The sequence below is a fragment of the Haloarcula sp. CBA1127 genome (genome assembly GCF_001485575.1).
Classification (GTDB): Archaea; Halobacteriota; Halobacteria; order Halobacteriales; family Haloarculaceae; genus Haloarcula.
On record NZ_BCNB01000006.1, the window covers coordinates 302,269 to 326,332 of the forward strand.

Sequence of the window (24,064 nt, forward strand, 5' to 3'; positions counted from 1 at the left end):
CCATGCGGGACACCAGCCAGCGACGGAGTCGGCGTGGGTTCCTCGGAACCCTCGCGCTGGCTGCGGTGACCAGCGCCGGGTGTAGCAGCCTCGGCGGTACACAGGACGGCCAGCCGGACGACACCGGAGCTGGCGGCTCGGCAGCGACATCCGCTGCAAGTGAAACGCCCGCACAGGCAGGCGATGGGGCACACCACGACGAGGCGCACGGCCACACGCACACAGACGGCGGTCACGACCACGGCGATGGACACAGCCACGACGGTAGCGACGACGAAACCGATATCGCTGCCGACACCGAACTCGCCGCGTTCGAGTCCAATCTGCGGAAGTGGTTCGTCGATATCGATTCCCTCGCCGTCGAAGACAGCCGCATCAGGCTGACCTACGTCACGAAGAGCACGCGCGGCCACGAACTCGCGGCCGGCATCGAGACGGTCGTCGTCTCGTTCATTCAGGCGTACACGGACGACTGGGGAGTCGATGGCCTCGATGCGGAGGTAATCGAGCCATCCGGCGACGTGATGGGCTACTGGCGAACCGAATCGCGGTGGGTCGAACCGGTCGCCGAGGGCCACGAAACGCGGACCGCGCTGCTCGAACGGACACTCGACACGTACCACGGCCGCCGCACTCGCGATCACGACCACGGGGAAGCCGACCACAGCGGGAACGAAAGCACTCACCAACACCACAACGGGACCGAGCACGCAGACCACTGACGGCGGTAGTGTAGTCACTGCCGTCGTCGCCGTTCTGGGCGCAAAATGTGAGACGATTCGGTTCGAAAAGAGCCGTGTCGTTGCTCAGACCTTCAGCAGCGACAGCAGGCTGACGCCAACGTCGAAGTACTCGATGAGGCGATAGCCGACGAGGATTCCGAGGATACCCATGACACCGGCGAGGTTCGGCGGGGCCGGAATGGGAACATCCAGCAGTCCGAACACGACGCCGGTTGCGACGCCAGTCATCGTCGCGATGATAACAAGTGAGAGATTCATCGGTCGGTCACCACTGTCCCACAGCGAGGACCCACGCAGTCGCGTGTCGGAACGGCCCGAGAGCGACCAGTGGGTGTGTTTGAAGTGTGTGTCATTGGTGGCGTAGAGAACGGGTTCGAGCGGTAAGTATGCTCCTCATCGGGCCAGCAGTGGTGAATAGTAGCACACACCAAGACTGGACGGTGCTGCAAAGCCGAGAAGTACGGTCAGACATCTGAATTAGATATTTTTGTGTTTTTTACCCCAAAAGCCTCACAGAATCTCGGGCTATTATGGAGAGATATACGATAGATAAGGATTGAACCCGACTAGGTAGATAACAAATTCGTATTTTGTGTTTATATAGTACATATATAACGATAGGACGGGACCTATAAGGACAAATTGAGCGGCGCTGGTGAACCGAACACTGGCTCCGACAACCAGAATAGCCTCCGGGAGGCTGGCGTTTATAACCAAGCCACGGGAAGTGATAACGATGCAAGCCGTTCAGTTCGACAGTCACGGCGACCGTGATGTACTCGAGTATGGCGAGTTTCCCGACCCCGAACCGGGCCGCGATGAGGTGGTCATCGACGTGAAGGCGGCCGCGCTGAACCACCTCGATATCTGGACGCGGCGCGGGCTCCCCGGTATCGACCTCGAGATGCCACATATTCCGGGCAGTGACGCCGCGGGTGTTGTCGACGAGGTCGGCGACGGCGTGTCGCGGTTCGAACCAGGCGACCGGGTGGCCGTCCTCGCCGGCAAGAGCGGCGGCGGCGACGAGTTCAGTCGCAAGGGTGACCAGACACTCGCGCCGGACTTCCACATCATTGGGGAACACGTCCGGGGCGTCCACAGCGAGTACGCCGCCGTGCCGGCGGAGAATCTCACACCAGTCCCCGAGGGCGTCGACTGGGAGACAGCCGCCGCATCGCCGCTGGTGTTCCAGACCGCCTGGCGGATGCTGCGCGACCGCGGCGACCTGAAGGCGGGCGAGTCCGTCCTTGTCCTCGGTGCCTCCGGGGGCGTTGGCCACGCCGCCGTCCAGATCGCCGACCACGCCGGCGCTGAGGTGTTCGCGACCGCCAGCAGTCAGGAGAAGCTCGACTACGCCGAAGAACTGGGCGCGGACCACACAATCAACTACGAGGAGACGGACTTCGCGGGCGAGATCCGGGACCTGACTGACGGCCGCGGCGTCGACATGGTCGTCGACCACATCGGCGCACAGACCTGGCAGGACTCGCTCAAGAGTCTTGTTAAGGGTGGTCGAGTCGTCACCTGTGGGGCGACGACCGGCGGCAACCCGGAGACGGACATCAACCGCATCTTCTGGAACCAGTTGCAGGTCATCGGCTCGACGATGGCCACCCCGGGGCAGGCTGACGAAGTGCTGGATCTGGTCTGGCAAGGGGAGATGGAGCCGCGAGTCCGCGAGACGCTGCCGATGAGCGAAATCGCCCGGGCACACGAGATAATCGAGGACCGCGAGGGCTTCGGGAAGGTCGTGGTCGTTCCCGACAGCGAACTGTAGATCCGCCCTCTCGTTTTTGTCGTTACTCCGCTCCGAACCGAGCCGTCGCGAACGCCTCGAAGGAGGCTGAGTACTGCATCAGCATTGTGCCGAGAATACTCATGAGAAGGACGTATGCGACGGGAAACGAGTAGACGGCGTTGGCCAACTCGGTCGACAGTGACGTGCCTGCTCCGGTCAGGGCAACGGCGGCGATAATCAGGGAGAACTCACCACGAGTGACCATCCCAAGGCCGACACGCATTGACCGGCGCGAGGTGAGGGCGTACGCACGGCCACTCAGATAGCCCGACAAGATTTTCGTCGGCGTCGTGACGACGATAGCGGCGACGACGAGCCCCGCGACGCCGGCGAACAGTCGCGGGTCGGTCTCGACGCCGATCCAGAAGAAAAACACCGCCGCAAACGTGTCGCGGAGGGGCTCCAGCAGTCGTTCTAGCTTGTGCGTGTGAGTGGTCGGGGCGAATGCCATCCCGACAAAGAACGCGGCGACGGCCTCGCTAACGCCGATGGCGAGGGCAAGTCCGGAGACGAAAACCGTGATGCCGACGGCTCGCACCACAGTAAACTCGTTCGAGGTCGTCTGTAAAGCGCGTTCGAACCATGGCGTCCCGTAACGGGCCAGCAGCAGGAGCGCGACGATGAATGAGAGCGCGACGCCGACGGAGGTCGCGGCGGCCCCGAGGTCGGACCCACCGGTGACGAGCGCGGCGGCGATTGTGAGATACACCGCGATGAACAGGTCCTCGAACACGAGCGTCCCGAGCATTGGGTTGGCCTCGTCGTTGGCGATCCAGCCGAGGTCGATAAGCGACTTCGTGATGATAGCTGACGAGGAGATGTAGACGATGCCGGCGACCAGAAAGGCCGCAAGCGGGTCCCGAAACAGCGCGAACCCGAGCCCGAGCCCGACACCGAAGTTGATGCCGAGGTCGATAGTTCCCGCTCTGGTGATGCGCTCCCAGCTGTCCAGCAGCCGGTCCAGATTGAACTCCAGACCAAGGAAAAACAGCAGGAAGACGATACCAAGCTCCGCGCCGAGTTCGACGAACTCCGAGGACTCGACGACCGGGAGGTCGTAGCCGGCGACGGCGAACTGCCCCGCGACAGACGGCGACAGCACCATCCCAGTGATAATGTATAACGGTATCACCGACTTGTTCAGCCACACCGCGACGAGCGTAGCGGCTGCAACGGCGGCGAACAACACACCGATGCCGAGCAGGTCAGCCACAGCGGTAGCCCCCCGTCGACTCGGTTCTGGCCATCTACAGGTCTCCAGCTAAGAGCTTCTCGAACGACTCGCAGTTGTCGCGTTCGCCGATAACGACAACAGTGTCACCGGCCTCGATTTCGACGGTCGACGTGGGGCCGGGAATGACATCGTCGCCGCGCTGTAGCGCGACAACGGTGACGCCGGTCCGCTGCCCGACGTTAGCACCGGCCAGCGTCTCACCGACCAATGGCGAGTCCGCCTCGACCGCGTACCACTCAAGCAGCGTCCCTTCCGACAGCATCGTCTCGACGTGGCTGGATTCGACCGGCTGGAAGTACGCGCCTTCGAGTATCGTGCCGACCAGCCGGGCCATCCGGTCCGAGAGTTCGATGAGCTTCTCGGAGTCGGCGTCCGCGCTCTCTTTCAGGTACAGTTCGCGAGTGCCCGTGTTGTGGGTCACGACGACCAGTTGCTGTCCACCGCCGATGTTTACCTCGTGTTTCTTTCCGACGCCGGGCAGGTCACTCTCGGTTACGTCCATAAGCCGGGATTGCGTTCGACTGCGTATAAGCCTCTGTGCCCGGACCCCAGTTAGCGGGTCGCCGGCACCCGATAAGCGGGACCCAAAGGTATTAGTGGGTTCCTGCCAACGTTCAGGCAAGCCAACTTTCGCTAAAACAACTCAACTTGTTTTAGCGTTGGGAGCTACCAATGCCACACGACACACTCCTGCTCATCGGTCGGGACACGTCACGCGCTACGCCCTACGAGACACACGCTCGCCGGCTGCGCGAGCGCGGCGTAGCCACCGACGTGACGGTGCTGACCTACGACCACGAACCCCGTCGGGAGTTACGCGACGAACTGGTAGCCATCGATGCCGACCGCGTGTTCGCGCTGCCAATGACCGTCGCGCACGACCACACCACGGTGACTGACGTGCCGGCGGCACTCGACGAAATTGACGCCGAAACGCACTACTGTGAACCAGTCGGTCGCAGCCCGCTACTGACCGAAGCGATCCGTGACCGTGCCGCCGCTGCAGTCCCAGAGGCCCCCGATTCCTCTGTCGCGCTCGTCGCCTTCGGCTCCAGCGGCAAGCCGTATCAGCGCCAGGTGACGGAGTACCACGCCGAGCGCCTGCGCGAGCGCTCGGCCTTCGGCGAGGTCGAACCGTGCTATCTGCTTCAGAACCCCGCCGTCGAATGTGTCAGGTACAACCTCGCCCACGACCACGCCGTCGCCGTGCCGCTCTTTCTTGCGCCAACCGACGCGACCGAGTCGCAGATCCCCACCAAACTCGACCTCGATAGGGGCGGGCTCGCCTACACTGACACGCTAGGTGACCACCCGCTCGTCACTGAGGCCGTCGCGACCGCCGTCGAGACGGCGCGGACGATGGCCGACACGAGCACACCACAGACCTTCGAGGCGACGCTGGCCGCGACAAACCGGCCGATGGCAACCGACGGCGAGGGCGATTAGGACTGTCGCAGCGACAGGACCAGGGGCACCGGACGAGAGGAAGCGATTTGTACCCACGGTACGTTCTGGCACGTAGATGCTTCGCCGACGAGTAGCGCAGACGCGGGACCAGGTCAAAGAGAAGCTAGTGGCTGCGTTGATAGAAGACCACTCACCGCGAGAGGTTGCGGTGAGCTTCAGCGTCGGCGTGTTCCTCACCGCACTGCCGACGCTTGGCACCGGCTTTCTCGCCTTCCTCGTCCTCGCGTACCTGTTCAAACAGCTCAGCAAGGTCGCGCTGTTTGCGTCTGTCCTGATACTCAATCCGCCGGTCAAGTGGGGCGTGTACGCGTCGAGCTTCTGGCTCGGCAACCAGATTCTGGGGCCGGTACCCGGCCTGTCGTTTGACGGCGTCTCTGTCTCAACGGGGAGCGACGTGCTGGTCCGACTGTGGACAGGGAACGTCATTCTGGCCGTCGTGTTCGCCGCCGTCGGGTACGTGCTCGCGTTCCGGTTGATCAACGAGTACAGGCGACGGCAGGCCGGATCGGCCGCGGTCAGTTGAACTAGCCTGGTACGAATGCGACGGTAAGTGAAGTGGTTGCCAGCGGCAGCGATGGCCGGCGAACGTGACAGCCGCTTACTGGGAGGTTCCTGTCGAAACTACGACATATGTAACCCTTATCTGGAAGGGTAGGGCCGCATTCGGGGATATAGTATCGCCACTTTTTCATATTCATACTGATAATACGCCGGGCGAACGATGCAGGACGTCGAATTGAGCCGACGGCAGGTTCTGACGGCACTCAGCATTGGAACAGCAGGAATAGCGGGTTGTAGCTTCGGATCCAGTAGCGACTCACCATCTGGCACCGAACCCGAGCAGACAGCCATATCGACGTCACAGGGAGTGGAGTCACCCCTTTCCATCGACGCCCCGGGCGAGTATTTGCGAGACGAATCGGTGTCGATCAGGGTGACCGGTGCCGAGCCCGGGAGCGAGGTGACAGTCCGCGCGACGATGGAGGATGGAGAAGGAATCGAATGGTCCTCCGAAATGCTGGTCGAAGCCAACGGGCAGGGTGTGGTCGATCTATCCAAACAGGCCCCAAAAGATGCGAACTACGATGGAGTCGATCCGATGGGGTGGTGCTGGTCGATGCAACCCGACGGCTCCGACGGCGAGTTCCGGACGGGATGGGACAGCGCCGAGAAGACCGTTCGTATTACCGCAGAGACAGACACAACAGAGACGGTCCACAAGCTACAGCGACGGATGCAAGCCGAGGGGGTAACGGAGTCGAGTATCACGTCGGACAGCAAGGGATTCCTCTACGAACCAGCTGGCGATGGACCGTACCCGGGCGTGCTGGTGCTGCACGGGAGCGGCGGGATGCCATTGCGAAACTGGGCCCGGCTGCTCGCCTCACACGGCTACGTAACCCTGGCGCTCCAGTGGTACGGGACTGACGATATCACGCCGACAGAGACGTATTCCGGGGTTCCACTGGAGTATTTCGATACCGCTGCCACGGTTCTTCGCCAGCGCCATAACGTCGTCGACGGACCGGTCGGCGTGTGGGGAACCTCGAAAGGCGGTGAAGCCGCACTGTTGCTGGGCGCGCGGTTCGACTGGGTTGGTGCAGTCGTCGCCCTCGCTCCGAGCAGCCTCGTGATGGTCGGTGAAAACTTCAAGACATCGACATGGAGCGTCGATGGAGAACCAGTGCCGTACATCCCCGCACCCGATAGAGCCACCGAGACAGCAACGAGTGACGAGTCTGGGGTCGTCATTCGAAAGTTCTACGAGGCTGCTGTCGACCAAGCGTCCGAGGAAGCAATCAGGGACGCTACGATTGCGGTCGAACAGACGGACGCGCCGCTCCTGTTAGTGTCCGGGAAAGACGACCAGCTCTGGCAGTCCTCCGCGCTGAGTGGACGTGCGATACGCCGACTGGAGGACAGCGACGTGTCCTTCCCATACGAGCACCTCGCCTTCGAAAATGCGGGTCATGCGATCGGACCGCCACATAAACCCACCACACAATCGATGAAGTACGGCAACTGGGTCTACGGTGGAACGCCAGCCGGGAATGCCGAAGCGAACGCGAAACACTGGTCGACGGGCCTCGACTACCTCGAACGTGGGTTAAAAACCGAGGGGTAGGGTAGCCACTTTTCGTCCGTCCCAACAGCGCTTGACCGCTCACATATGATGGCTACAGGACACACAGATTCCACTCCGAAAACCTCGACTCACTGTTGACGGTCCTGGAGACGAGCGGCAAAAACTGCAGATCTCACTCCCGTCGCACGACAAACACCGAAAGATCCGAGAACCGCGTGTCGTCCTTGCTGTCGCCGCCAGCATCTTGCGCAAGGTCGCCGAGCGTCGTTGCGGTCCGAGCCTCGTTGTCATGGGTGAGCCGCTCGTAGACCAGCGCCGGTAGCTCGGGGTCGCCGCCGGCATCCAACAGTTCGGCCGCGATGTCCTCGGGCATCAGGTCGAACGGGCGCGGCAACACGAGCAGGTGTCGGTCGCCCACGTCGCTTCGAAGCCGGGCGAGATCTGACGAGAGGTCGCCACTCTTGTGTAGCGTGACAAACGTCGTGTCCTCCATCGGCGTCCGTGCCCGACTGGCAGCGATCTGGAGCGAGGAGATGCCCGGCACGATACGAACCGGGCGGTCGACGGCACGCTGGACCTTCCCCACGAACTGGTACCCAGAGTGGTTCGGGTCGCCCATTGCGACCGCGGTCCCGCGCTCGCCGTCGGCCACGCGCTCGGCGAAAGCGTCCAGGGTGTCGAGTTCGTCCCGATAGCCACAGGTCAGCAGGTCCGCGTCGGTCCGGTCGGCGACGAAATCGACCACCGTCTCGAAGCCGACGACGACATCGGCCTCGCGGATCGCCTGCTCACCGCGCGGCGTCAGGAAGTCAGTGTTCCCCGGGCCAATGCCGACAGCATGGACCGGCCCGTCCGCGTCAGGGTCCTCGGGCGCTCTCGCCGCAATATCGGCCGGGTCCGGGCCAGAGTCGAGGTCGTAGTCGTCCTCAGTCATCGAAAGAGACCTCGCCCTCGCGCACGTCGCTGGCGACATGCACCAGTTCGTTCGTCAGCCCGGCTGCCAGCCCGCTCCCGCCGCGGCGGCCGACGTTCGTGATAGTCGGGACACCGTGCTCGGCGGCGACCTCGCGGAGCCGTTCCCGGCTCTCGGCCGCCTTGACGAAGCCGACAGGCGTGGCAACGACCACTGCCGGGCGCGTGCCGTCCTCGATGCAGTCCGCGAGTGCGAGCGCGGCGGTCGGCGCGTTCCCGACGACGGCGATGGCTCCGTCGTAGACGCCCTGTTTGTCGAGTTCGAGGACCGACGCGGCCGTGCGGGTCATCCCGGTTTCGGCGGCTAGTTCCGCGCCGTTGCCGATGGCCTTCTTGACTGGACAGTCGTGGCCGCGGCCGGTGATGCCGGCCTTGACCATCGTGATATCGGTGACGATAGGCTGTTCGTCCAGCACCGCCTGCGCGCCGGTCCGCACCGGCTCGTCGTCGTCCGCCCCGGTGAAACGAACGAGGTGCTGGAACTCGGGGTCGCCGGTCGCATGGACGGACTTCTGGCGAATCCGGTCGGCCAGCGTCTCGTCCGGGACGAGTTCGCGCACGCGGTCCATCGACGTCTCCGCGATGTCCATTGCGTTCGAGGTGGTCGCACCGAGGTCGGCGTACTCCTCAAAGTCATCGTCGCTGTTCGCGTCACCGTCTGTCGCATCATCTGCGTCGGCGGTTTCACCGCCTCCGTCTCGCGACGCCTCCGGCGTCGCGCCATCAGTCGTCATCTGAGGACACCTCCGGTCGTTCCGCTCCGCTGTTGCGTGCTTCGAGGTCACCATCGACTTCCAGATTCAGGTCCCGCAGGCGGTCCCGGGTGTCATCGTCAGCGTCCCAGAGCCCGCGGTCGATAGCTTCGAGTAGCGTGTCAGTGATCGAGTCCAGCGCCCAAGGGTTCACGTCCCGGAGCCAGTCCTGCCGGTCGGCGTCGAAAGCGTAGCGCTCGGCCACGTCCTCCCAGAGGGTGTCGCTGACCACGTCGGTCGTGGCGTCCCAGCCGAGCACCACGTCGACCGTCGTCGAGAGGTCGCCAGCGCCCTTGTAGCCGTGTTCCTCCATCGAATCGAGCCACGCGGGGTTGAGCACGCGGGCGCGCATCGCCTTCCGGACTTTCTCCTCGTTGGTGTACACGTCGACATTGTCCGGGTCCGAGGAGTCCCCGACGTAGGAGTTCGGTTCTTCGCCGGCGATCTCCGTGACTGCGGAGATGAAGCCGCCATGGAAGGCATACCAGTCCGAGGAGTCGAACTCATCTTGCTCGGCGGTGTCCTCGATTTTGACCGTCGCGTCGACGGAGGAGAGGCGGCGTTCGAAGGCGTCGTGAGCGTCGCTCACTCGGCCGCGCGACCCCATCGCATAGCCGCCCCACTGGACGTACACGTCGGCGAGGTCAGAGCGATCGTCCCAGTTGCCCTCGTCGACGGCCTTGTTGGTCCCGGCTCCGTAGCCGCCGGGTCGGGTCGTGAAGACGCGGTGTTTCGCCGCGCTCTCGGCGTCGCCCTCGTCCATGCCGTCGGCGACGAGGTCGTCGGTCTCCTCCTCGACGTGTTTCTTCACGTAGTTCATCTCGTGGGGTTCATCAAGGTCGACAACGGCGTCAACGGCGTCGTGGACGACCCCTGCAGCCGCAGGGAACGCATCACGGAACAGGCCGGAAACGCGCGTCGTCACGTCGATTCGCGGGCGTCCGAGTTCGTCCAGCGGAATCGGTTCCACGTCCTCGACGCGGCCGGCGTCGGACCAGACCGGTTCGACGCCCATCAGTGCGAGCACCTGCGCAATTGTCTCGCCGCGGGTCCGAACTGTCGGCGTGCCCCAGACGACGACGCCGATCTCCTCGGGGTATTCGCCCTCATCAGTCTCGTGGCGCTCCAGTACGCCGTCAGCGACCTCGCTGCCCACGTCCCACGCCGTCTTGGCCGGGACCTTCCGCGGGTCCAGCGTGTAGAAGTTCCTGGCTGTGGGAAGCAGATCGACACCGCCGCGGGTCGGCGCGCCGGAGCCCCCAGGCGGGACGTACTCGCCCGCCAGCGCGTCGGCGGTGCGGGGAATCTCGTCGGCCGCGCCGGCCACCCGCGGGGCCGCCTCCTCGCAGATGTAGGCCAGCGCCTCGCGGAGGTCCTCGTGTGCGCCAGACCGCACGCGGGCATCGCCGAGCGGTTCGATGTCGACCACGAGAAGGTTCATATTCACCTCCGAGGTGTTGTCTTCAAGTTCGCTCTCGGGCACGTCGAAGTCGTGCTCGGCCAGCGTCCGGACGAGGTCTTTGCTGGTCTCGTGGACGTGGTCGGCGGCCTCGGCGTAGGTCATCTCTAGCGTTTCGTCGTACTCGCCGGGGGCGTTGCGGAGCTTGTCGTAGTCGACGCCGAGCACGCCCGCGACGCTCTCTCGCAGGGACGGCGCGCCGGGGTTTTCGAGCCGAGTCAGGGCGACCAGATAATCGATGAGCCGGTCGTCGGCCGGCGGTTCGCCCATCGTGTGCAGCCCCTTCCGGATCTGGGTCGTCTTCACGTCGGTGAGGTACTCGTGGATGCGCTCGACGAGTTCGTCGATGTCAAGGTCCTCACCGTCTACGTCCCCCTCAGCGAGCGTCGACCCGGCTTCGTCCGGGCCGCGCACGTCGGCTTTCTCGTCAATCTCACCAGCGATGCCGAGTTCGACCGCGAGGTCCAGTTCGTCCACCGTCTGGCGGATCTGCTCGGCGAGGTGTTCGCCGTCGTCGGTCCGGGCGTCCTCCATGCCAGCCTCGCGGTAGCGGTCGGCCAGTTCCTCCAGGTCAGCCAGGTCGTCGTAGGTCCCGGCATTGGCCATTACCGGCGTCAGGTAGTCGACGATGGCGGCGTAGGACCGGCGCTTCGCCTGCGTTCCCTCGCCGGGGTTGTTGACGATGTACGGGTAGACGTTCGGGATGTCGTCGATGAGCTGGTCGGGTGCGCTCTCACCGTCCAGCCCGACGGTCTTGCCGGGCAGCCACTCTAAGCTGCCGTGGGTTCCGAGGTGGACGACGGCGTCCGTCTCGTAGCTGTTGCGGAGCCAGCGGTAGAACGCGACGTAGTCGTGGGGCGGCTGGAGGTCCGAGTCGTGGTACACCTTCGAGGGGTCCATGCCGAACCCGCGCGGCGGCTGGACCGTCACGAGGACGTTGCCGAACTCCACGCCAGGAATCGCGAACGGGCGCTCGGGCGGGTCGCCCCACTCTTCGACGACGTTCTCACGGAAGTCGTCGTCGAGCGTCTCGAACCACTCGCCGTACTGAGTCGGCGAGACAGTGTCGACGCTCAGTTCGCGCACGTCCTCGGGCGCGACCCAGCGGTCGTCGAGGGTGAGCTGTGCGGTGAGGCGTTCGACCAGCGACTGGCCGCTGTCGGGCATCGTATCACCGAGGTCGTACCCTCGAATGTCCAGTTCTTCAAGTAGGTTCACCGTGCTTTCGGGCGAATCCAGTCCGAACGCCGTCCCGATACCGTCGTCGCTGGGTGGGTAGTTATGCAGGACGACGGCGACCTGCTTCTCGTCGTTCGGGGTGTGGCGCAGTTCGGCCCAGTTGACAGCGAGGCGCGCGACGTGGTCGATGCGGTCGTCGATGGGGAAGTGCTGTTTCGGTGCGCTGCCGATGCCGGCATCGTCGTCGGTGCGCTCCTTGCCCGAGATGGGGTGCGTGATGACGTTGCCGTCGAACTCCGGCAGCGCGACCGAGAGCGCGAGTTCGAAGCCCATCACGCCCGTGTCGCTGCTGTCGTAGCGCGAGCGCGAGCGCATCGTCGTCACGGTCTGGATGACCGGGACGCCGAGTTTGTCGAGGAACACGTCCTGTGCGCTCTGGCCCTCGTCGTCGGCGCTGCGGCCGCGTTCGTCCATCGACAGCGAGAACATGAACGACGAGCAGACGGCATCGACGAGCGGGTTGCCATCGTCATCCAGCAACCACTCCTCGGTGACCTGTTCGGCGTTCCACTGGCCCTCGGCGTCGGTCGCCGGTTCACAGAATATCGGGAGGGCGTTCGCCCCCTGTGCCTCGATGGCCCGGACCTGCGCGTCGACGTAGCGGGTGTTCTCGTGGGTCCAGTGGGACTCGTAGAACCAGACGGCAACCGTCGGTTTCGTCGGGTCAAACGTCGCCCGCAGTTCGTCGATGCTCGCGCCCGGATGGTCGGGGTGGTAGACGCCCTCCGTCGGGAGTGTCACCGGGTCGTCGTACGAGGGGTCAGCGTCACCGTACTGCGCCACGAGATAGCGGAGGCAGTTGGCGACGTTGCTTGCTCCGCCTTTGTCGAGGTAGTCGTAGACGGTGTCGCGGTGCTCGTCAGGAACCGACGTGTCCTCGAAGGCGAAGGCGTCGCCCGTCGCTTTCACCACGAGCGGGACGCCGGCCTCGCGCAACCGCTCGACGGCGAGGTCATAGCCGGGCATGCTGTCCTCGGCTCCGTGGAGCCAGAGGACGACGGCGTCGGCGTCGGTCAGTTCGTCGACGAACGCCTCGACCGCTGGCTCGTCGTCGAGGTCGCTCTCAGAGCGGACGACGAGGTCCGCATCGACCTCGCCCGCAGCCCGTTGAACAGCCCCGAGTTCGTTCTCCGTCGCGGTGTAGAGTCCTAGCTGTGGCATAACGTTATTAAATCTCCGTTTGCACTAATACAAGTATGGTTGTACTCGGCGACGGCAAAAAAGCTTCGCAGGAGGTCCCCTTCGCGGCCGTAGTGGGCCAGCGGGACCTCAAAGACGGGTTGCTGGCCGTCGCGACGGACGACGACCTCGACGGGTTGCTGGTGCGTGGTGAGAAGGGGACAGCGAAGTCGACGGCAGTGCGCGCGCTCGCCGACCTACTGCCCGAACAGCGGGCAATCGCGGACTGTCCCTACGGGTGTCCGCCCGACCGTCCCGACGAGCAATGCGAGAACTGCCGGACGCGTTCGGACCCGACAGTCGAAACCCGCTCGGTTCCGCTCGTGACGCTCCCCCTCGGTGCGACCCGGGACCGCGTCGTCGGCACGCTGTCGGTAGCCGACGCGCTCGACGGCGACCACGAGTTCGACCCCGGCCTGCTTGCCCGCGCGAACCGCGGCATCCTCTATGTCGACGAGGTGAATCTGCTGGACGACCACCTCGTCGACGTACTCCTCGACGCCGCCGCGAGCGGCCAGAACCGGGTCGAGCGCGACGGCGTCACTGTCACCCACCCCGCCGAGTTCACACTTGTCGGGACCATGAACCCCGAGGAGGGCGACCTGCGCCCACAGTTGCGGGACCGCTTTGCCCTCCAGACCGAAGTGTCTGCCTGCGAGGACCTTGACGACCGTGTCGCCATCATTGACCAAGCACTCGGGGAAGGCGATGACGAAGAGAGACAGACCGAACCGGACCGCAGTCCGGGCGAGCGCCTGCGGACCGCCCGCGACCTGCTCCCGGGGGTCGACCTCGCCCGCGAGTTCCGCGAACAGATCGCCGAACTCTGCCGGGACGCCGGCCTCGACGGCCATCGCGGTGACATCGCCACGGCGCGAGCGGCCCGGACGTTTGCCGCGCTGGACGGGCGGACGACAGTTCTCGAATCAGATATCGAGCGTGCCGCCGAGTTCGCCCTGCCCCACCGGCTCACCTCTCGACCGTTCGAGGACGCGCCGGACGTAGACGACGTGCTCGACGACCATTTCGAGGACGAGGAGGGCGACTCCGAGCAAGAGTCCGCCGATAGCGGAGAAAGCGATGATGAAGAAGGTGACGCAAACGGCGACGAGGAAGAAGCGGCCGACGGCGAACCGGAAAATGGCGGGAGCGACCCTGCAGGCAATGAGGATAGGAGCGAACAGCAGGAACAGCAGCCAGACAACGGAGAACAGTCCAACGATGACGGCGACGAGGAGTCGGGCGAGCGCGGCGAGCAGCCGACGCCCGCGTCGGCCGACAGCGACGGTGAACGGCAGGAAGCAGAGGCCGGCGACGGCGAAGGGGAAGCTGGAGACGAGGGCGAGGAGGGGGAGTCCGACCCCGAAAACGCCACCCCGCTGCTGCCGGGCCAGTCCCGCGCCGCAGTCGGCGACAGCGGCGCACCCGACGTGGACGCCCCGTCGGTCGACACAGACGGCGGGAGCGCAAGCGGCCGTGCGAGCGCGACGGGAACGAAACGCGGCGCAACGGTCCGTACCGAGCGTGCCGGCCGCGACGACGAGGTCGACGCCGCGGCGTCGGTCCGGGCGGCGGCCAGTCGCGGGAGCGGCCGTGTCGAGTCACGGGACCTTCGGAAGTCCGTTCGCGCAGGCGACGCCGAAACGCTGGTGGTGTTCGCCGTCGACGCGAGCGCGTCAATGCGCCCGGCGATGAAAGCCGCGAAAGGGACTGTCTTGGAACTGCTGAAAGACGCCTATCAGGCCCGTGACCAGGTCGCGTTCGTCACCTTCGCTGGCGAGGGCGCGGACGTGGTACTCCCGCCGACTGACAGCGTCTCACTGGCGGCGCGCCACCTCAAAGACCTCCCCACGGGCGACCGGACGCCGCTGCCGGACGGACTGACAGCCGCTCGCGAGGTACTCGACCGGGCGGACCCGGACGCCGGCGTCGTCATTGTCGTAACCGACGGGCGGGCGAACACCGCCGACGGGAGTCCGGTCGCAGCGACCAGAACCGCGGCGCGGGCGCTTGGTGAAGCAGCCAACCGGACCGTTGTCGTGAATGCCGGCGAAGCGGGGCGCGCTGGGTTGCTCGACCTCGTTGCAGAGGAAACGGACGCGTCAGTAGTCTCACTGGACGCGCTGACCGCCGAGCGCGTCAATGCCGTCGCCGGCGACCAATAGCTCTTGATCGGCGCTGTATCAGGCGGAAGTTTTACAATCTTACTTGTTCCTAATGCAAACGAGATTTCAATGCAGGATGACACTGATACCAAACACGCTACGGATAGCGTGTACGACCGTATCGAACGCGCCAAAGCGTCGCTGACCGGCCCACAGATCGCTATCGCCGTCGCGCTGGTGGCGGCGCTCGGCTTCACGCTGCTGTTCGTGCAAGACCCAATGTTGCACGACTCACTGCACAACTTCCGACACAGCGCCGGCATCACCTGCCACTGATGGCAACTGACTACCTCGAACGCGGCGCGATGGCCGGCGTGGCCGGCGGGCTGGTCTACGGCCTGTTCGTCGCGACGGTCGGGAACGCCTTCACCGCTGGACTGGAGACGTTCGAACACAGCCACGGCGGGGGTGGCCCCGTCGTCTCCGAACTCACGACGACCGTCGTAAGCATCGGCGGCGGCGTCCTCTGGGGCCTGCTGTTCGGCGTCGCAGCGTTCGGGATGGCGTATTTCTTCCTCGAACCTGCAATCCCCGGTTCGGGCGCGACGAAGCGACTGGCGCTTGCGGGAGCCGGCTTTCTCACTGTCTCCGGCGCACCGTGGCTCGTCTTGCCGCCACAGCCGCCGGGCGTCGAACAGGCGCTCGGGACAGAGACGCGCCTCGCCTGGTACGCCGGCCTGATGGCACTGGGGGCGCTGGTCGCAGTGCTCGCCGGGCTTGCGTATCAGCGGACGGCACGCCACCACACCGCCGTTCGACTCGGAGCCATGGCGCTGCCGCTCGCACTGCTCGCGGTTCCGGTCGTGCTCGCACCGGCAAACCCAGTCCACGGTGACGTGCCTGCCGCGCTCGTCGCGGCCTACCGCTGGACGGTCGTGTTCGGCCAGCTAGTGCTGTGGGCCACCATCGCTGGTGTGCACACGTGGCTCGGCGAGAACGACACCACCGCTGCGGACGAGTTGGACTATCCCGCGACAGCAGACTGACGACGACGCGATTCAGATTTTTCCGGCAACCGTCCCGAGATTCAGCGCCAGACCGACGATACCGACAACAGCGGCGAGAACGAGGTTCGCTGTCGTCCCGCCGACGCTGAACGGGGCCGTGCCGGCCGATGCCAGCGCGCCGAACCCGATGCCGGCGACGACGAGCGCGACACCGGTCAGCCCGACAAGCATCGTGCCGGTCGGGCCGAACCGACCGCCCGACCGGTCCGCCTCGTACCGGTTCAGTGCGTCGTGCATCGTCTCTGTAATCGACGCCTCCACATCCGCCATCTGTCCCGAAAGGTAGGTGTTCAGTGTCTCCTCGTGCTCGTCGAGTTCCGCGGCGCGCTCGGATAGCTGTGCGTCGTACTCCGTCAGTTCAGCCTCGCGCTCGTTGAGGTCGGTTTCGCGGTCGTCGAGCGTGGCTTCGCGTTCATCAAGCCGGTACTCCCGCTCGTCCAGTTCCGCCTCTCGTCGGTCCAGCTCCTCCTCGCGAGCATCAATCTTCTCTTCGCGCCGGTCGAGTTCCGCGCTCCGCTGGTCAAGGCCCATCTCCCGCTCGTTGAGCCGTCGCTGCATCTGCGCGAACTCTCGTTCGCGCTCGGTTGGGCGGTCGTCGTCGGTGCTGTTGTCGTCGGTGCTGTTGTCGTCGGCTTCGTAGTCCGCTGCCGGCTGTGCCTCCTCGTGATCCGGGTCTGTGTTATCTGCCATACTGGGCACCCATACCGAGACGCTACGACTATCGAACGGTTAGTTTGACACCACATAACACAGTAATCGGAGCCAAACTGGGGACAGCACGTCTGAACAAAGAGTCGTCTGGAGTGCCGTTACAGTCCAGGTCGCTACGTCGACGCGTCAGCGACGGGTGTCTCGATTCGATGCAACCGGTACGCACCACGCTCATGACCCTCATCGTGGTAGACGACCGGTTCCTCGACAGCAACAGCGGTCCCGTTAGAGACTGCGGCCGCCGTCACGACGCCATCCGTGTCCAACGTGTCAACGGGGCCGTCAACGACATCGAACAGTCGAAGCGCGTGGTCGTCAGCGTCGCGGTCCCGGAAGTTCTGCGCGCCGGGGACGGCCAGCAGCGAGCCGTCGGTGCCCAGTCCACTAGCGAAACCGCCCACGGGCGCGTCCCAGCGGCGGTCACCATCGAGAGAGACACCAACGGCGGTGTGTTCGTCCGGGTGTCGCGCGTCCGTCTCCCGGCCCTCCTCTGGATACGTGTTGCCGGTGATGAACACCGCGCCGTCGTCCGTCGCGTGGACGTGGTTCGGGTACGCGTAGACGGTGTCACCAGCCACGTCGGTCGGCGTCGTCAGCGAGACGCGCCAGCGCTCCCGGCCGCCACTGTCGAGGCGGTAGCCGCAGTAGTCTCCGTGGCTGGAGACAACAGCGCCGTTGGCCAGCAGCGCAACGTCGCCGACGCGGCGCTGGCCGTCGGTCCCGGGGTCCCACATCCAGCGCGGGTCGCCGTCGTCGGGGTCGAGGACGACGAGGCCGTGCTGGTGGTCGCCAGGACACCGGTTGTAGGCGACGGCGACGCGGTTCTCGTCAGCATCGAGTGAGATGGGTGAACCGTCGGTCCGGTAGGTCCAGTCGACGGTGCCGTCAGGCGAAAAGGCATAGACGACACTCTCGAAGTGGCGGAGATCGTTCCCATCGTCGTCAGTCCGGCGTTCGTATCGCCGGGCAGCGGCGTAGCAGCGGTCACCAACGGTCGCAAGGCTGGCGACGAAGGGTAGCAGGAAGCGCGTCTCCTGCTGTGGGTCGCCCAGATCTGTCCGGGTTTCGTACCGCCATCGCAGGTCGCCGCTGGCATCGTGACAGCGGATCTCGCCGCGGACGCTGCGTTCGCCAGTGACGACGCCACCGTCGAAGGGCTCCGCCGCGACGACGCTCGGTTCGCCATCCGTGTCGTACTGCCAGCGCCGGTGTAGCGGACCGGAGTCAGCCGACACGTCGAACGCCTGGAGGTCCCCGTCAGCAGTGCCGGCGACCGCGAGCCCGTTGGTCAGCGTGACCGCCGAGCGGCGGCCCTGATGGCGCGAGCGGGCCGGCGCTACATCCCCGAGGTCGGCGGTCGGGGCGCGCTGGCTACTCATCGACCGGGAAAGCCTCGTGAAGCACGTCGTGGGCCTCACCGAGCCCAGCGAGGACATCCTCGCCCTGCATGGTGATGCGCGACACCGCCCGCTCAGCGTCGCGGACGGCGACCAGCCGCCCCCGGAGGTAGTCGTATTCGGGGTCGTCTTCGGGGGTTGCGGCGATCTCCTCTTCGAGGTCCACGAGCGCGGCGTCGAGGTGGCGCTCGATGGCGGCGAGCGTCCCCGCGCCGGCGAGGGCCTCTATCGGGCCGGTCATGTGTCCCTCCAGCTCCTGTTCCGCGTGCTGGCGCGCGTGGTCGTCTTCGGTACCGAGAACGTTCATGAGGCCCAGTCGGAGGGCCTCGATTTCGTAGCAGCTCATGTGTGTAGTGAATCGGGTGTGTGTTTTCAAAGCGTCTGGTCGACGAGTTCGCTCACGATGCGGTCGCGGTCCAAGTGTGAGGAGACAATCTCGGCGGCGTCCTCGTCTTCGACACCACCGTACCAGACGCCGTCGGGGTAGACAGCGACCATCGGCCCCTCGCCACAGCGGCCGAGACACGACGACCGTGTGATGCGGGCGTCGCACTGGTCACTGTCGCGGGCGGCCTGGCGGAGCCGTTCGAGAACTGCTGGTGCGCCGTCCTGTGCGCAGGTCTGGTTCGTGCAGACGGCAACGTGTTTCTCGGGGGCGTCGTGGACGTGCGGGTCGTCGTCGACGTTCTCACGGTCGGCGTGTTCGGCCTGATGGGTCAGCGCCCGGAGCATCGCGCGAGCGCCGCCCTGATCCTCCTCGTAGCCGTCGAGTTCGACCTTGTACTTGCAGGTGTCACAGGACATCTCGACGCTCCCCGTTCTCGCTTCCTGCCAGCGGTCGCCCAGCACGTCCAGCAGGCGCGTGTCGGTCCCGAGCGGTTCGCCCGGCGCGGCGTCGACATAGGGGTACTCCTCGTCGAACTCGCGTGCGCCGTCCTTGATGCGGCCGGTCAGCACGCCGTCGCCGAGCATGTACGGGATGACGACGACGGCATCGGGCCGGCTCTTGGCGATGTCGTGCAGGGTGTCATCCAGCAGCGGTTCGGTAACGCCGATGAACGACGCCTCGACCCGCGAGAATGAACGGCCCTCGTACAGCAGCCGGGCGAGCTTGTGTACGTCGGCGTTGGCGTCTGGGTCGCTGGAGCCGCGGGCGCAGACAACGGCGGCCACGTCGTCTTCCTCGCGGTCGACGCCCAGTTCGGCCTCGACAGCCGCCGCGCGGTCGTCCAACAGGTCCAGCAGGGCCGGGTGGACACCGAGATGTGCGCCGTTGTTGATAGTCAGTTCAGGGTGGGCCTCGCGGGCCTGCTCAACGGCCAGCGGCACGTCGTTTTTGACGTGACTGGCGGCAAACAGCGAGAGGTGGACCACCGACACCTGCGAGACGGCTCTGGCTAGCCCCGCGATGGCCTCGTCGATGGCCGGCTCGGCCAGTTCGAGAAAGGCCGCGTCGACCGGGATTCCGAGGCGACCCTCCAGTTCGACCGCAAGGTCGCGGACCTGTTCGTTCGACTTCTCGCGCCGGGAGCCGTGGCCGACCAGCAGCACCGCTTCGTCGTCCAGCGTCTCGGGTGCGGAGATAGCTTCGCTCATCGGACTCGTTCGATGCTTTTCCGGAGCTTGCGCCGCCGACTCGGTGCAAACAGCCCCGTCTCCTCGCTGCCCTCGTACAGCCAGTCACCGAGGACAGGTGCCGCGTCGTCGGCCACGCCGAACCAGTAGCCCGACGACGTCTCCGAGAGATCGTCATACGGCGCATCCACCGGACAGCGGTCGAGCAGCGTCTGAATCGTCCGGAGGAGTCGTTCGTCTTCGTGGACAAAGGAGATACCGACCGCCTCGTCGTCGGACTTGAAACACACCGTTCCACAGCCTTCGAGCAGGCCGCGGAGGAGCTGGCGGTCGTAGTCAGCCAGCGCGTCGAAGCGGTAGCCGCCCGACTCGCCGTCGAACGGGAGCCCAAGCGCGGCGCTGGCACGGTCAGCGAGGCTGCCGACGACCTGCACCGTGAACTCCTCCTCCTGACGGGTAATCGAGGTGTCGTGGGCATACACCCGCTCGACAATGCGGCGGTCGGCCCGCTCCGCACCAGCGATGGAGGCGAGCCGCCGAGCGGCCGTCTCGTCGTTCGTCCGGACAGTGATACAGCCGTCTTCGCACTCGCCGTCGCCGGCAACCCGGCCCCAGAAGTACGCCGTTTCGGGGTGCGCTGCGAGCATATCGTTCGGTGCACCGGTTTCGACGCTCATGGCTGGACCTCCTCGTGGTCGGTGGCCGCAGGTGTATCGACAGCCCCTGCGTCCTCCTCGACAGATTCCACGTGAATCGCGTCCAGCGGACAGGCCGCGGCGGCCTGCTCGGCGTCGTCCCGCCGGTCGTCGTCGAAGGTGGCTTCAATTGCCGTCTGGTCGTCTGTCTCGATGGCCGCCAGACCCTCGCTGTCCTCAACGAAGCGGTCATCGCGGACGAGGCAGGCGAAGACCCCGTCGCAGGCGTCGCGGTCGATAGTGATTCGGTACATTAGTAGTCGTACTTAGTCTCGTAGCCCCGCGGGGTCACCATCCGGTCGTCCCAGACGTAGGTGTCCTCGTTGCCCACGAGGAGGGTGGTAGTCATGTCGACGAGGTCGGTTTCGCCGAGTTCGGGCAGTTCGCCGAGTTCGACGATTTCGACCTGCTCGTCCTCGCGGCCGGCGGCGTGGACGACGCCGACAGGGGTCTCGGGGTCGCGGTGTTCCAGCAGGATTTCACAGCACTTCTCGTAGTTGTCCCGCCGTTTCCGGCTCCACGGGTTGTAGATGGTGATGGTAAAGCCCTCCTTGGCGACGGCATGGAGTCGCGACTCGATGGTCGGCATGTCGGTGAGGTGGTCCGACAGCGAGACAGAGACGGTGTCGTTGACCAGCGGCGCGCCGACGCGGGCCGCACAGGACTGGGCGGCCGGGACGCCCGGAACCACGTCGAAATCGAGCATCGTCGCCGTCGCGCCCTTAGATTCGATGATCTCCAGTGCGAGACCGGCCAGTGCGTACACGTTCGGGTCGCCGCTGCCGATGATGGCCACGTCGTTGCCCGCCAGCGCGCGGTCGATTGCCTCCTCAGTTCGGGACACTTCACCGCACATCGGCGTGTTGTAGATGTCGTCGGCTCCGTCGGTTATCTCGTCGGGCAACAGTTCGACGTAGGTCGTATAGCCGACGATGTGTTCGGCGTCCAGTAGCGCGGAGCGGGCGCGGGCAGTCATCCCCTCCGGCTGCCCAGGACCGAGGCCGACGGCGATGAGCTGGCCCGGCTCGGCGTCGAAGTCGTCAACGGTCGAACCGACTTCCTCCGCTTCGTCCGACTCACTGGACGAGGACGCCCCGCAGGAACTACTGCTGGACGAGGACGACGATTCGGACGACGATGACGCGCCACACTTCGAGGCGCTGTCGTCGCCTGTGTCCGGCGTTGTCTCCGTCGACGAACTCGCCGAACTCGCGCCGCACTTGGAGGCGGCATCGGTCTCTGCTTCCGCTTCGCTCGCGGCCGTGCCGCTCGCGTTCTTCGAGGCGCTGCGCGCCTCGCCAGCCTCGCTTGCGCCACACTTCGATTCTGTCTCGGTACTTGCGTCGGTGGTGTTGTCAGTGCTCATTGTCAGAAATCGTCGACGTTACGCCCGCCGCGCGGGGTGACGAGGAACTCCTGGTAGTCGTTGCGCCAGACTTCGGTCTCGTGGGTGCCGACGACGATGGACGAACCCATGCCGCCGACCTTGTCGTCGTGCTCGGACAGTTCGCCGAGCGTGGTGATGGTCTCCGTCTCGTCGTCGAGGTTCCGGCCGGCCTCGCCTCGGCCGGAGTCGTTGACGATAGCGGCGGGCACGTCGTCTGCCCGTTCCTCCCGCAGGACATCGACGGCTCGCTCGTAGTCGCGCCAGCAGTTGTAGAGGACGACGACGAAGCCGCTGATTGCGGCCGCCCGGAGTTTCTCTTCGATTTCGTCCCAACCGCGCCACTTGTCCGACAGCGAAATCGTACAGAAATCGTTCGACAGCGGCGCGCCGAGGTTCGCCGCACCCGACAGCGCCGCGGTCACGCCGGGGACAATCTCGATGGGTACGTCGTCGGCGTCGTCGGCGTCGGCCATCGTAAACAGCAGGTCGGACTTCCCGTAGACGTTCGGATCGCCGCCGGAGACGTGGGCGATGTCCTCGCCGGCGCGGACCCGCTCGAACGCCTCGCGGGCGAGTTCGACCTGTTTGCCCATCGACGACCGGATGAGCGTCTGCCGACTGCCGTCGGGTCGCTCCAGCACGGCTCCCTCTTCACCGGCGATTTCGCCGTCATCGGTTTCGCCGTCGAGTTCAGCCGACTGGGGCGGGAGCGTGCCGTCCTTCCGGAGGAACTCCTGATAGAGGTTCGAGGCGATGATGCAGTCAGCGGTCTGGATGACGTCTTTCGCCCGCTGGGTCATGTCGTGAGGCAGGCCCGGCCCGATGCCGACCACGTACAGCGTCCCGTAGTCGGCTGGACGCGTCGCCTCGGCCGCGGCCGTTGTCGACTGGCGTCCGTCGCTGCTCATCCTGGGTCTCCGAGAGCCGCCGGTCGAATCTCGATACTGTGGCGCATGGTGAGTACAACGCCGCTTTCGCATAAAACAATTGTGCTTGTACTAGTCCAAGCGAAGGCGCAGAATGGTAGCAGCAGGGAACTGCGTCCGCTCCAACGTTCGGACCGAGCTGCTACCAGTCCTGTTCCAACGAAATTGTCAAAGGGACCCAAACTGGTACGGGCTTACTGGACGCCCCTATCAAGGTTCAAATGTTTTTAATGTAACCTATACTACGCCTTGAATGTACTTTTCTGGCCGGAGCTACAGCACTGTGCTTCTGGCCGGTCGCCGCCCGCCAGCGGCTTTCGACTATGAGAGAAGTTGTCAAACAAGCAGTAGAAGAGCATAGCGTTGAGAGTCGAATTATCGGCGAACTACACAACGTCCCTCCCTACCGGGTGTACGAAATTCAGTTCGGTAGCCAACGCGCCGTCTTGAAAATTGATGACCACCGGCGGGGGCATGCAGCCGACGAAGGGCGAGTTCACGAGTATGTCGCTACAGAAACCACGGCCAGAGTGCCCAACGTACTCGCTGTTGGGACCGACCACTATATTACGACATGGGACGGCGAGATTGCGGAGGCGTCACCACAGGTCGATAGAACGTGGGCTCGCGCTGCAGGCGTCTGGCTGGGCACGCTCCATGCTGATACCAGAGGAGCATTCGACGGGTTCGGAAAGCCCCGAAGTCAAGACGGGACCCTCGAACTCACGAGCCACAAGCGCTGGGTCGACGGCGTAATCGAGCGTGTGGGATACCACCGGTCGCTTCTCGCAGGGTATGGGTACACCGGTATCATAGACACAGTCAAGGCCTTCTTTCAGGACAATCCAGCCGTGTTCGATGGGGTTGGTGAGCCGGTTCTCTGCCACGGTGATGTGCACCCCGAACACCACGTTCAGACCAGTCGCGGGGGCATTACCGCAATTGATTTCGAACACGCACTCGTTGCTCCAGCGGAATACGACTACTGGCGGACCGTGATGCCGTATTTCGAAGCCAATGATGATGTCGGTGAAGCCGTACCACGGGCATTCCAAGCTGGATACGAATCTGTCAAGCCACTTCCCGGTGATTTCGAAGAGCGACGGCCGCTTTACCAACTCATGAACGATATTGCGTTCTTAGAATCACTCTATCTCCAGCAACGAGTCGAACCAGAAAAGCACGAACAGGTGGGCGAACGGATACGAGAGCACGCGGTAGAGACGCTTAGCGAGGTGGAAAGAATAGTCGAATAGGTATTTTCGATGGCTT

23 protein-coding genes are annotated in these 24,064 nt (G+C 64.8%); 9 read left to right on the forward strand and 14 right to left on the reverse strand.

The annotated features are described in order from the left end of the window. The first annotated feature begins 2 nt into the window (after window positions 1-2). Window positions 3-722, forward strand: a complete 720-nt coding sequence (locus tag AV059_RS06170; protein ID WP_058993100.1) for a hypothetical protein — start codon at window positions 3-5, stop codon at window positions 720-722. Between the two features lie 84 nt (window positions 723-806). Here AV059_RS06170 and AV059_RS06175 read toward each other — a convergent pair whose 3' ends face one another. Beyond that, a complete protein-coding gene (locus AV059_RS06175; protein WP_058993102.1) occupies window positions 807-1,001 on the reverse strand; it encodes a XapX domain-containing protein in 195 nt (64 codons plus the stop codon). 478 nt (window positions 1,002-1,479) lie between these two features. Here AV059_RS06175 and AV059_RS06180 point away from each other — a divergent pair, with 478 nt between their 5' ends. After that, a complete protein-coding gene (locus AV059_RS06180; RefSeq protein ID WP_058993104.1) occupies window positions 1,480-2,520 on the forward strand; it encodes a zinc-binding dehydrogenase in 1,041 nt (346 codons plus the stop codon). 22 nt (window positions 2,521-2,542) lie between these two features. Here AV059_RS06180 and AV059_RS06185 read toward each other — a convergent pair whose 3' ends face one another. Together AV059_RS06185 and AV059_RS06190 are read right to left on the reverse strand one after the other, a co-directional pair. After that, complete coding sequence (locus AV059_RS06185; protein WP_058993106.1) at window positions 2,543-3,754, reverse strand: cation:proton antiporter; 1,212 nt, start codon at window positions 3,752-3,754, stop codon at window positions 2,543-2,545. 34 nt (window positions 3,755-3,788) lie between these two features. Further along, window positions 3,789-4,277, reverse strand: coding sequence for a cation:proton antiporter regulatory subunit (locus AV059_RS06190; protein ID WP_058993107.1), 489 nt, complete (start codon window positions 4,275-4,277; stop codon window positions 3,789-3,791). A 170-nt stretch (window positions 4,278-4,447) separates the two neighbouring features. Between AV059_RS06190 and AV059_RS06195 the strand changes: the two genes are divergently transcribed. The 3 genes from AV059_RS06195 to AV059_RS06205 all read left to right on the forward strand — a co-directional run bounded on the left by AV059_RS06195 (window position 4,448) and on the right by AV059_RS06205 (window position 7,367). Beyond that, a complete protein-coding gene (locus tag AV059_RS06195) occupies window positions 4,448-5,221 on the forward strand; it encodes a CbiX/SirB N-terminal domain-containing protein (protein WP_058993109.1) in 774 nt (257 codons plus the stop codon). A gap of 76 nt (window positions 5,222-5,297) precedes the next feature. Next, window positions 5,298-5,765 (forward strand): DUF2062 domain-containing protein, encoded by a 468-nt coding sequence (locus tag AV059_RS06200; protein ID WP_058993111.1) that lies wholly within the window; start codon window positions 5,298-5,300, stop codon window positions 5,763-5,765. Between the two features lie 345 nt (window positions 5,766-6,110). Continuing rightward, window positions 6,111-7,367: an acyl-CoA thioester hydrolase/BAAT C-terminal domain-containing protein gene (locus AV059_RS06205; RefSeq protein ID WP_195156627.1), complete on the forward strand. Its 1,257-nt coding sequence runs from the start codon at window positions 6,111-6,113 to the stop codon at window positions 7,365-7,367. A gap of 133 nt (window positions 7,368-7,500) precedes the next feature. Here the strand turns inward: AV059_RS06205 and AV059_RS06210 are convergent, their stop codons facing one another. The 3 genes from AV059_RS06210 to cobN are packed head-to-tail and all read right to left on the reverse strand — an operon-like array spanning window position 7,501 to window position 12,911. Next, window positions 7,501-8,262, reverse strand: a complete 762-nt coding sequence (locus AV059_RS06210) for a cobalt-precorrin-7 (C(5))-methyltransferase (protein WP_058993115.1) — start codon at window positions 8,260-8,262, stop codon at window positions 7,501-7,503. After that, window positions 8,255-9,034: a precorrin-8X methylmutase gene (locus tag AV059_RS06215; RefSeq protein WP_058993117.1), complete on the reverse strand. Its 780-nt coding sequence runs from the start codon at window positions 9,032-9,034 to the stop codon at window positions 8,255-8,257. The genes AV059_RS06210 and AV059_RS06215 overlap by 8 nt, the downstream gene beginning before the upstream one ends. After that, complete coding sequence (gene cobN, locus AV059_RS06220) at window positions 9,024-12,911, reverse strand: cobaltochelatase subunit CobN (RefSeq protein ID WP_058993119.1); 3,888 nt, start codon at window positions 12,909-12,911, stop codon at window positions 9,024-9,026. The genes AV059_RS06215 and cobN overlap by 11 nt, the downstream gene beginning before the upstream one ends. 35 nt (window positions 12,912-12,946) lie before the next feature. On the opposite strand from cobN, the gene AV059_RS06225 reads away from it, so the two are divergent. The 3 genes from AV059_RS06225 (at window position 12,947) to AV059_RS06235 (ending at window position 16,080) form a co-directional block, all read left to right on the forward strand. Continuing rightward, window positions 12,947-15,094: a VWA domain-containing protein gene (locus AV059_RS06225; RefSeq protein WP_058993121.1), complete on the forward strand. Its 2,148-nt coding sequence runs from the start codon at window positions 12,947-12,949 to the stop codon at window positions 15,092-15,094. Between the two features lie 69 nt (window positions 15,095-15,163). Beyond that, complete coding sequence (locus AV059_RS06230; RefSeq protein WP_058993123.1) at window positions 15,164-15,370, forward strand: CbtB domain-containing protein; 207 nt, start codon at window positions 15,164-15,166, stop codon at window positions 15,368-15,370. Then, window positions 15,370-16,080, forward strand: coding sequence for a CbtA family protein (locus AV059_RS06235; protein WP_058993126.1), 711 nt, complete (start codon window positions 15,370-15,372; stop codon window positions 16,078-16,080). The genes AV059_RS06230 and AV059_RS06235 overlap by 1 nt, the downstream gene beginning before the upstream one ends. Window positions 16,081-16,092: 12 nt before the next feature. On the opposite strand, the gene AV059_RS06240 is transcribed toward AV059_RS06235, so the two are convergent. The 8 genes from AV059_RS06240 to AV059_RS06275 all read right to left on the reverse strand — a co-directional run bounded on the left by AV059_RS06240 (window position 16,093) and on the right by AV059_RS06275 (window position 22,774). After that, window positions 16,093-16,791: an Rnase Y domain-containing protein gene (locus tag AV059_RS06240; protein ID WP_058993128.1), complete on the reverse strand. Its 699-nt coding sequence runs from the start codon at window positions 16,789-16,791 to the stop codon at window positions 16,093-16,095. A 134-nt stretch (window positions 16,792-16,925) separates the two neighbouring features. After that, a complete protein-coding gene (locus AV059_RS06245) occupies window positions 16,926-18,191 on the reverse strand; it encodes a PQQ-binding-like beta-propeller repeat protein (protein ID WP_058993131.1) in 1,266 nt (421 codons plus the stop codon). Beyond that, on the reverse strand, window positions 18,184-18,555 hold the full coding sequence (locus AV059_RS06250; RefSeq protein ID WP_058993132.1) for a DUF3209 family protein: 372 nt from the start codon (window positions 18,553-18,555) through the stop codon (window positions 18,184-18,186). The genes AV059_RS06245 and AV059_RS06250 overlap by 8 nt, the downstream gene beginning before the upstream one ends. Window positions 18,556-18,581: 26 nt before the next feature. Beyond that, the gene (locus tag AV059_RS06255; protein WP_058993134.1) at window positions 18,582-19,805 is read right to left on the reverse strand and encodes a CbiX/SirB N-terminal domain-containing protein; all 1,224 of its coding nucleotides are present in this window, start codon (window positions 19,803-19,805) and stop codon (window positions 18,582-18,584) included. Further along, window positions 19,802-20,461, reverse strand: a complete 660-nt coding sequence (locus tag AV059_RS06260; RefSeq protein ID WP_058993136.1) for a hypothetical protein — start codon at window positions 20,459-20,461, stop codon at window positions 19,802-19,804. The genes AV059_RS06255 and AV059_RS06260 overlap by 4 nt, the downstream gene beginning before the upstream one ends. After that, complete coding sequence (locus tag AV059_RS06265; protein WP_058993138.1) at window positions 20,458-20,733, reverse strand: ferredoxin; 276 nt, start codon at window positions 20,731-20,733, stop codon at window positions 20,458-20,460. The genes AV059_RS06260 and AV059_RS06265 overlap by 4 nt, the downstream gene beginning before the upstream one ends. After that, entirely contained in the window at window positions 20,733-21,845 is a 1,113-nt protein-coding gene (gene cobJ / locus AV059_RS06270) for a precorrin-3B C(17)-methyltransferase (protein WP_058993140.1), read from the reverse strand. Before cobJ ends, AV059_RS06265 begins: the two co-directional genes overlap by 1 nt. Window positions 21,846-21,847: 2 nt before the next feature. Next, a complete protein-coding gene (locus AV059_RS06275; protein ID WP_058993142.1) occupies window positions 21,848-22,774 on the reverse strand; it encodes a precorrin-3B C(17)-methyltransferase in 927 nt (308 codons plus the stop codon). Between the two features lie 341 nt (window positions 22,775-23,115). Here AV059_RS06275 and AV059_RS06280 point away from each other — a divergent pair, with 341 nt between their 5' ends. Next, window positions 23,116-24,048 (forward strand): phosphotransferase family protein, encoded by a 933-nt coding sequence (locus AV059_RS06280; RefSeq protein WP_058993144.1) that lies wholly within the window; start codon window positions 23,116-23,118, stop codon window positions 24,046-24,048. Window positions 24,049-24,064 lie beyond the last annotated feature (16 nt).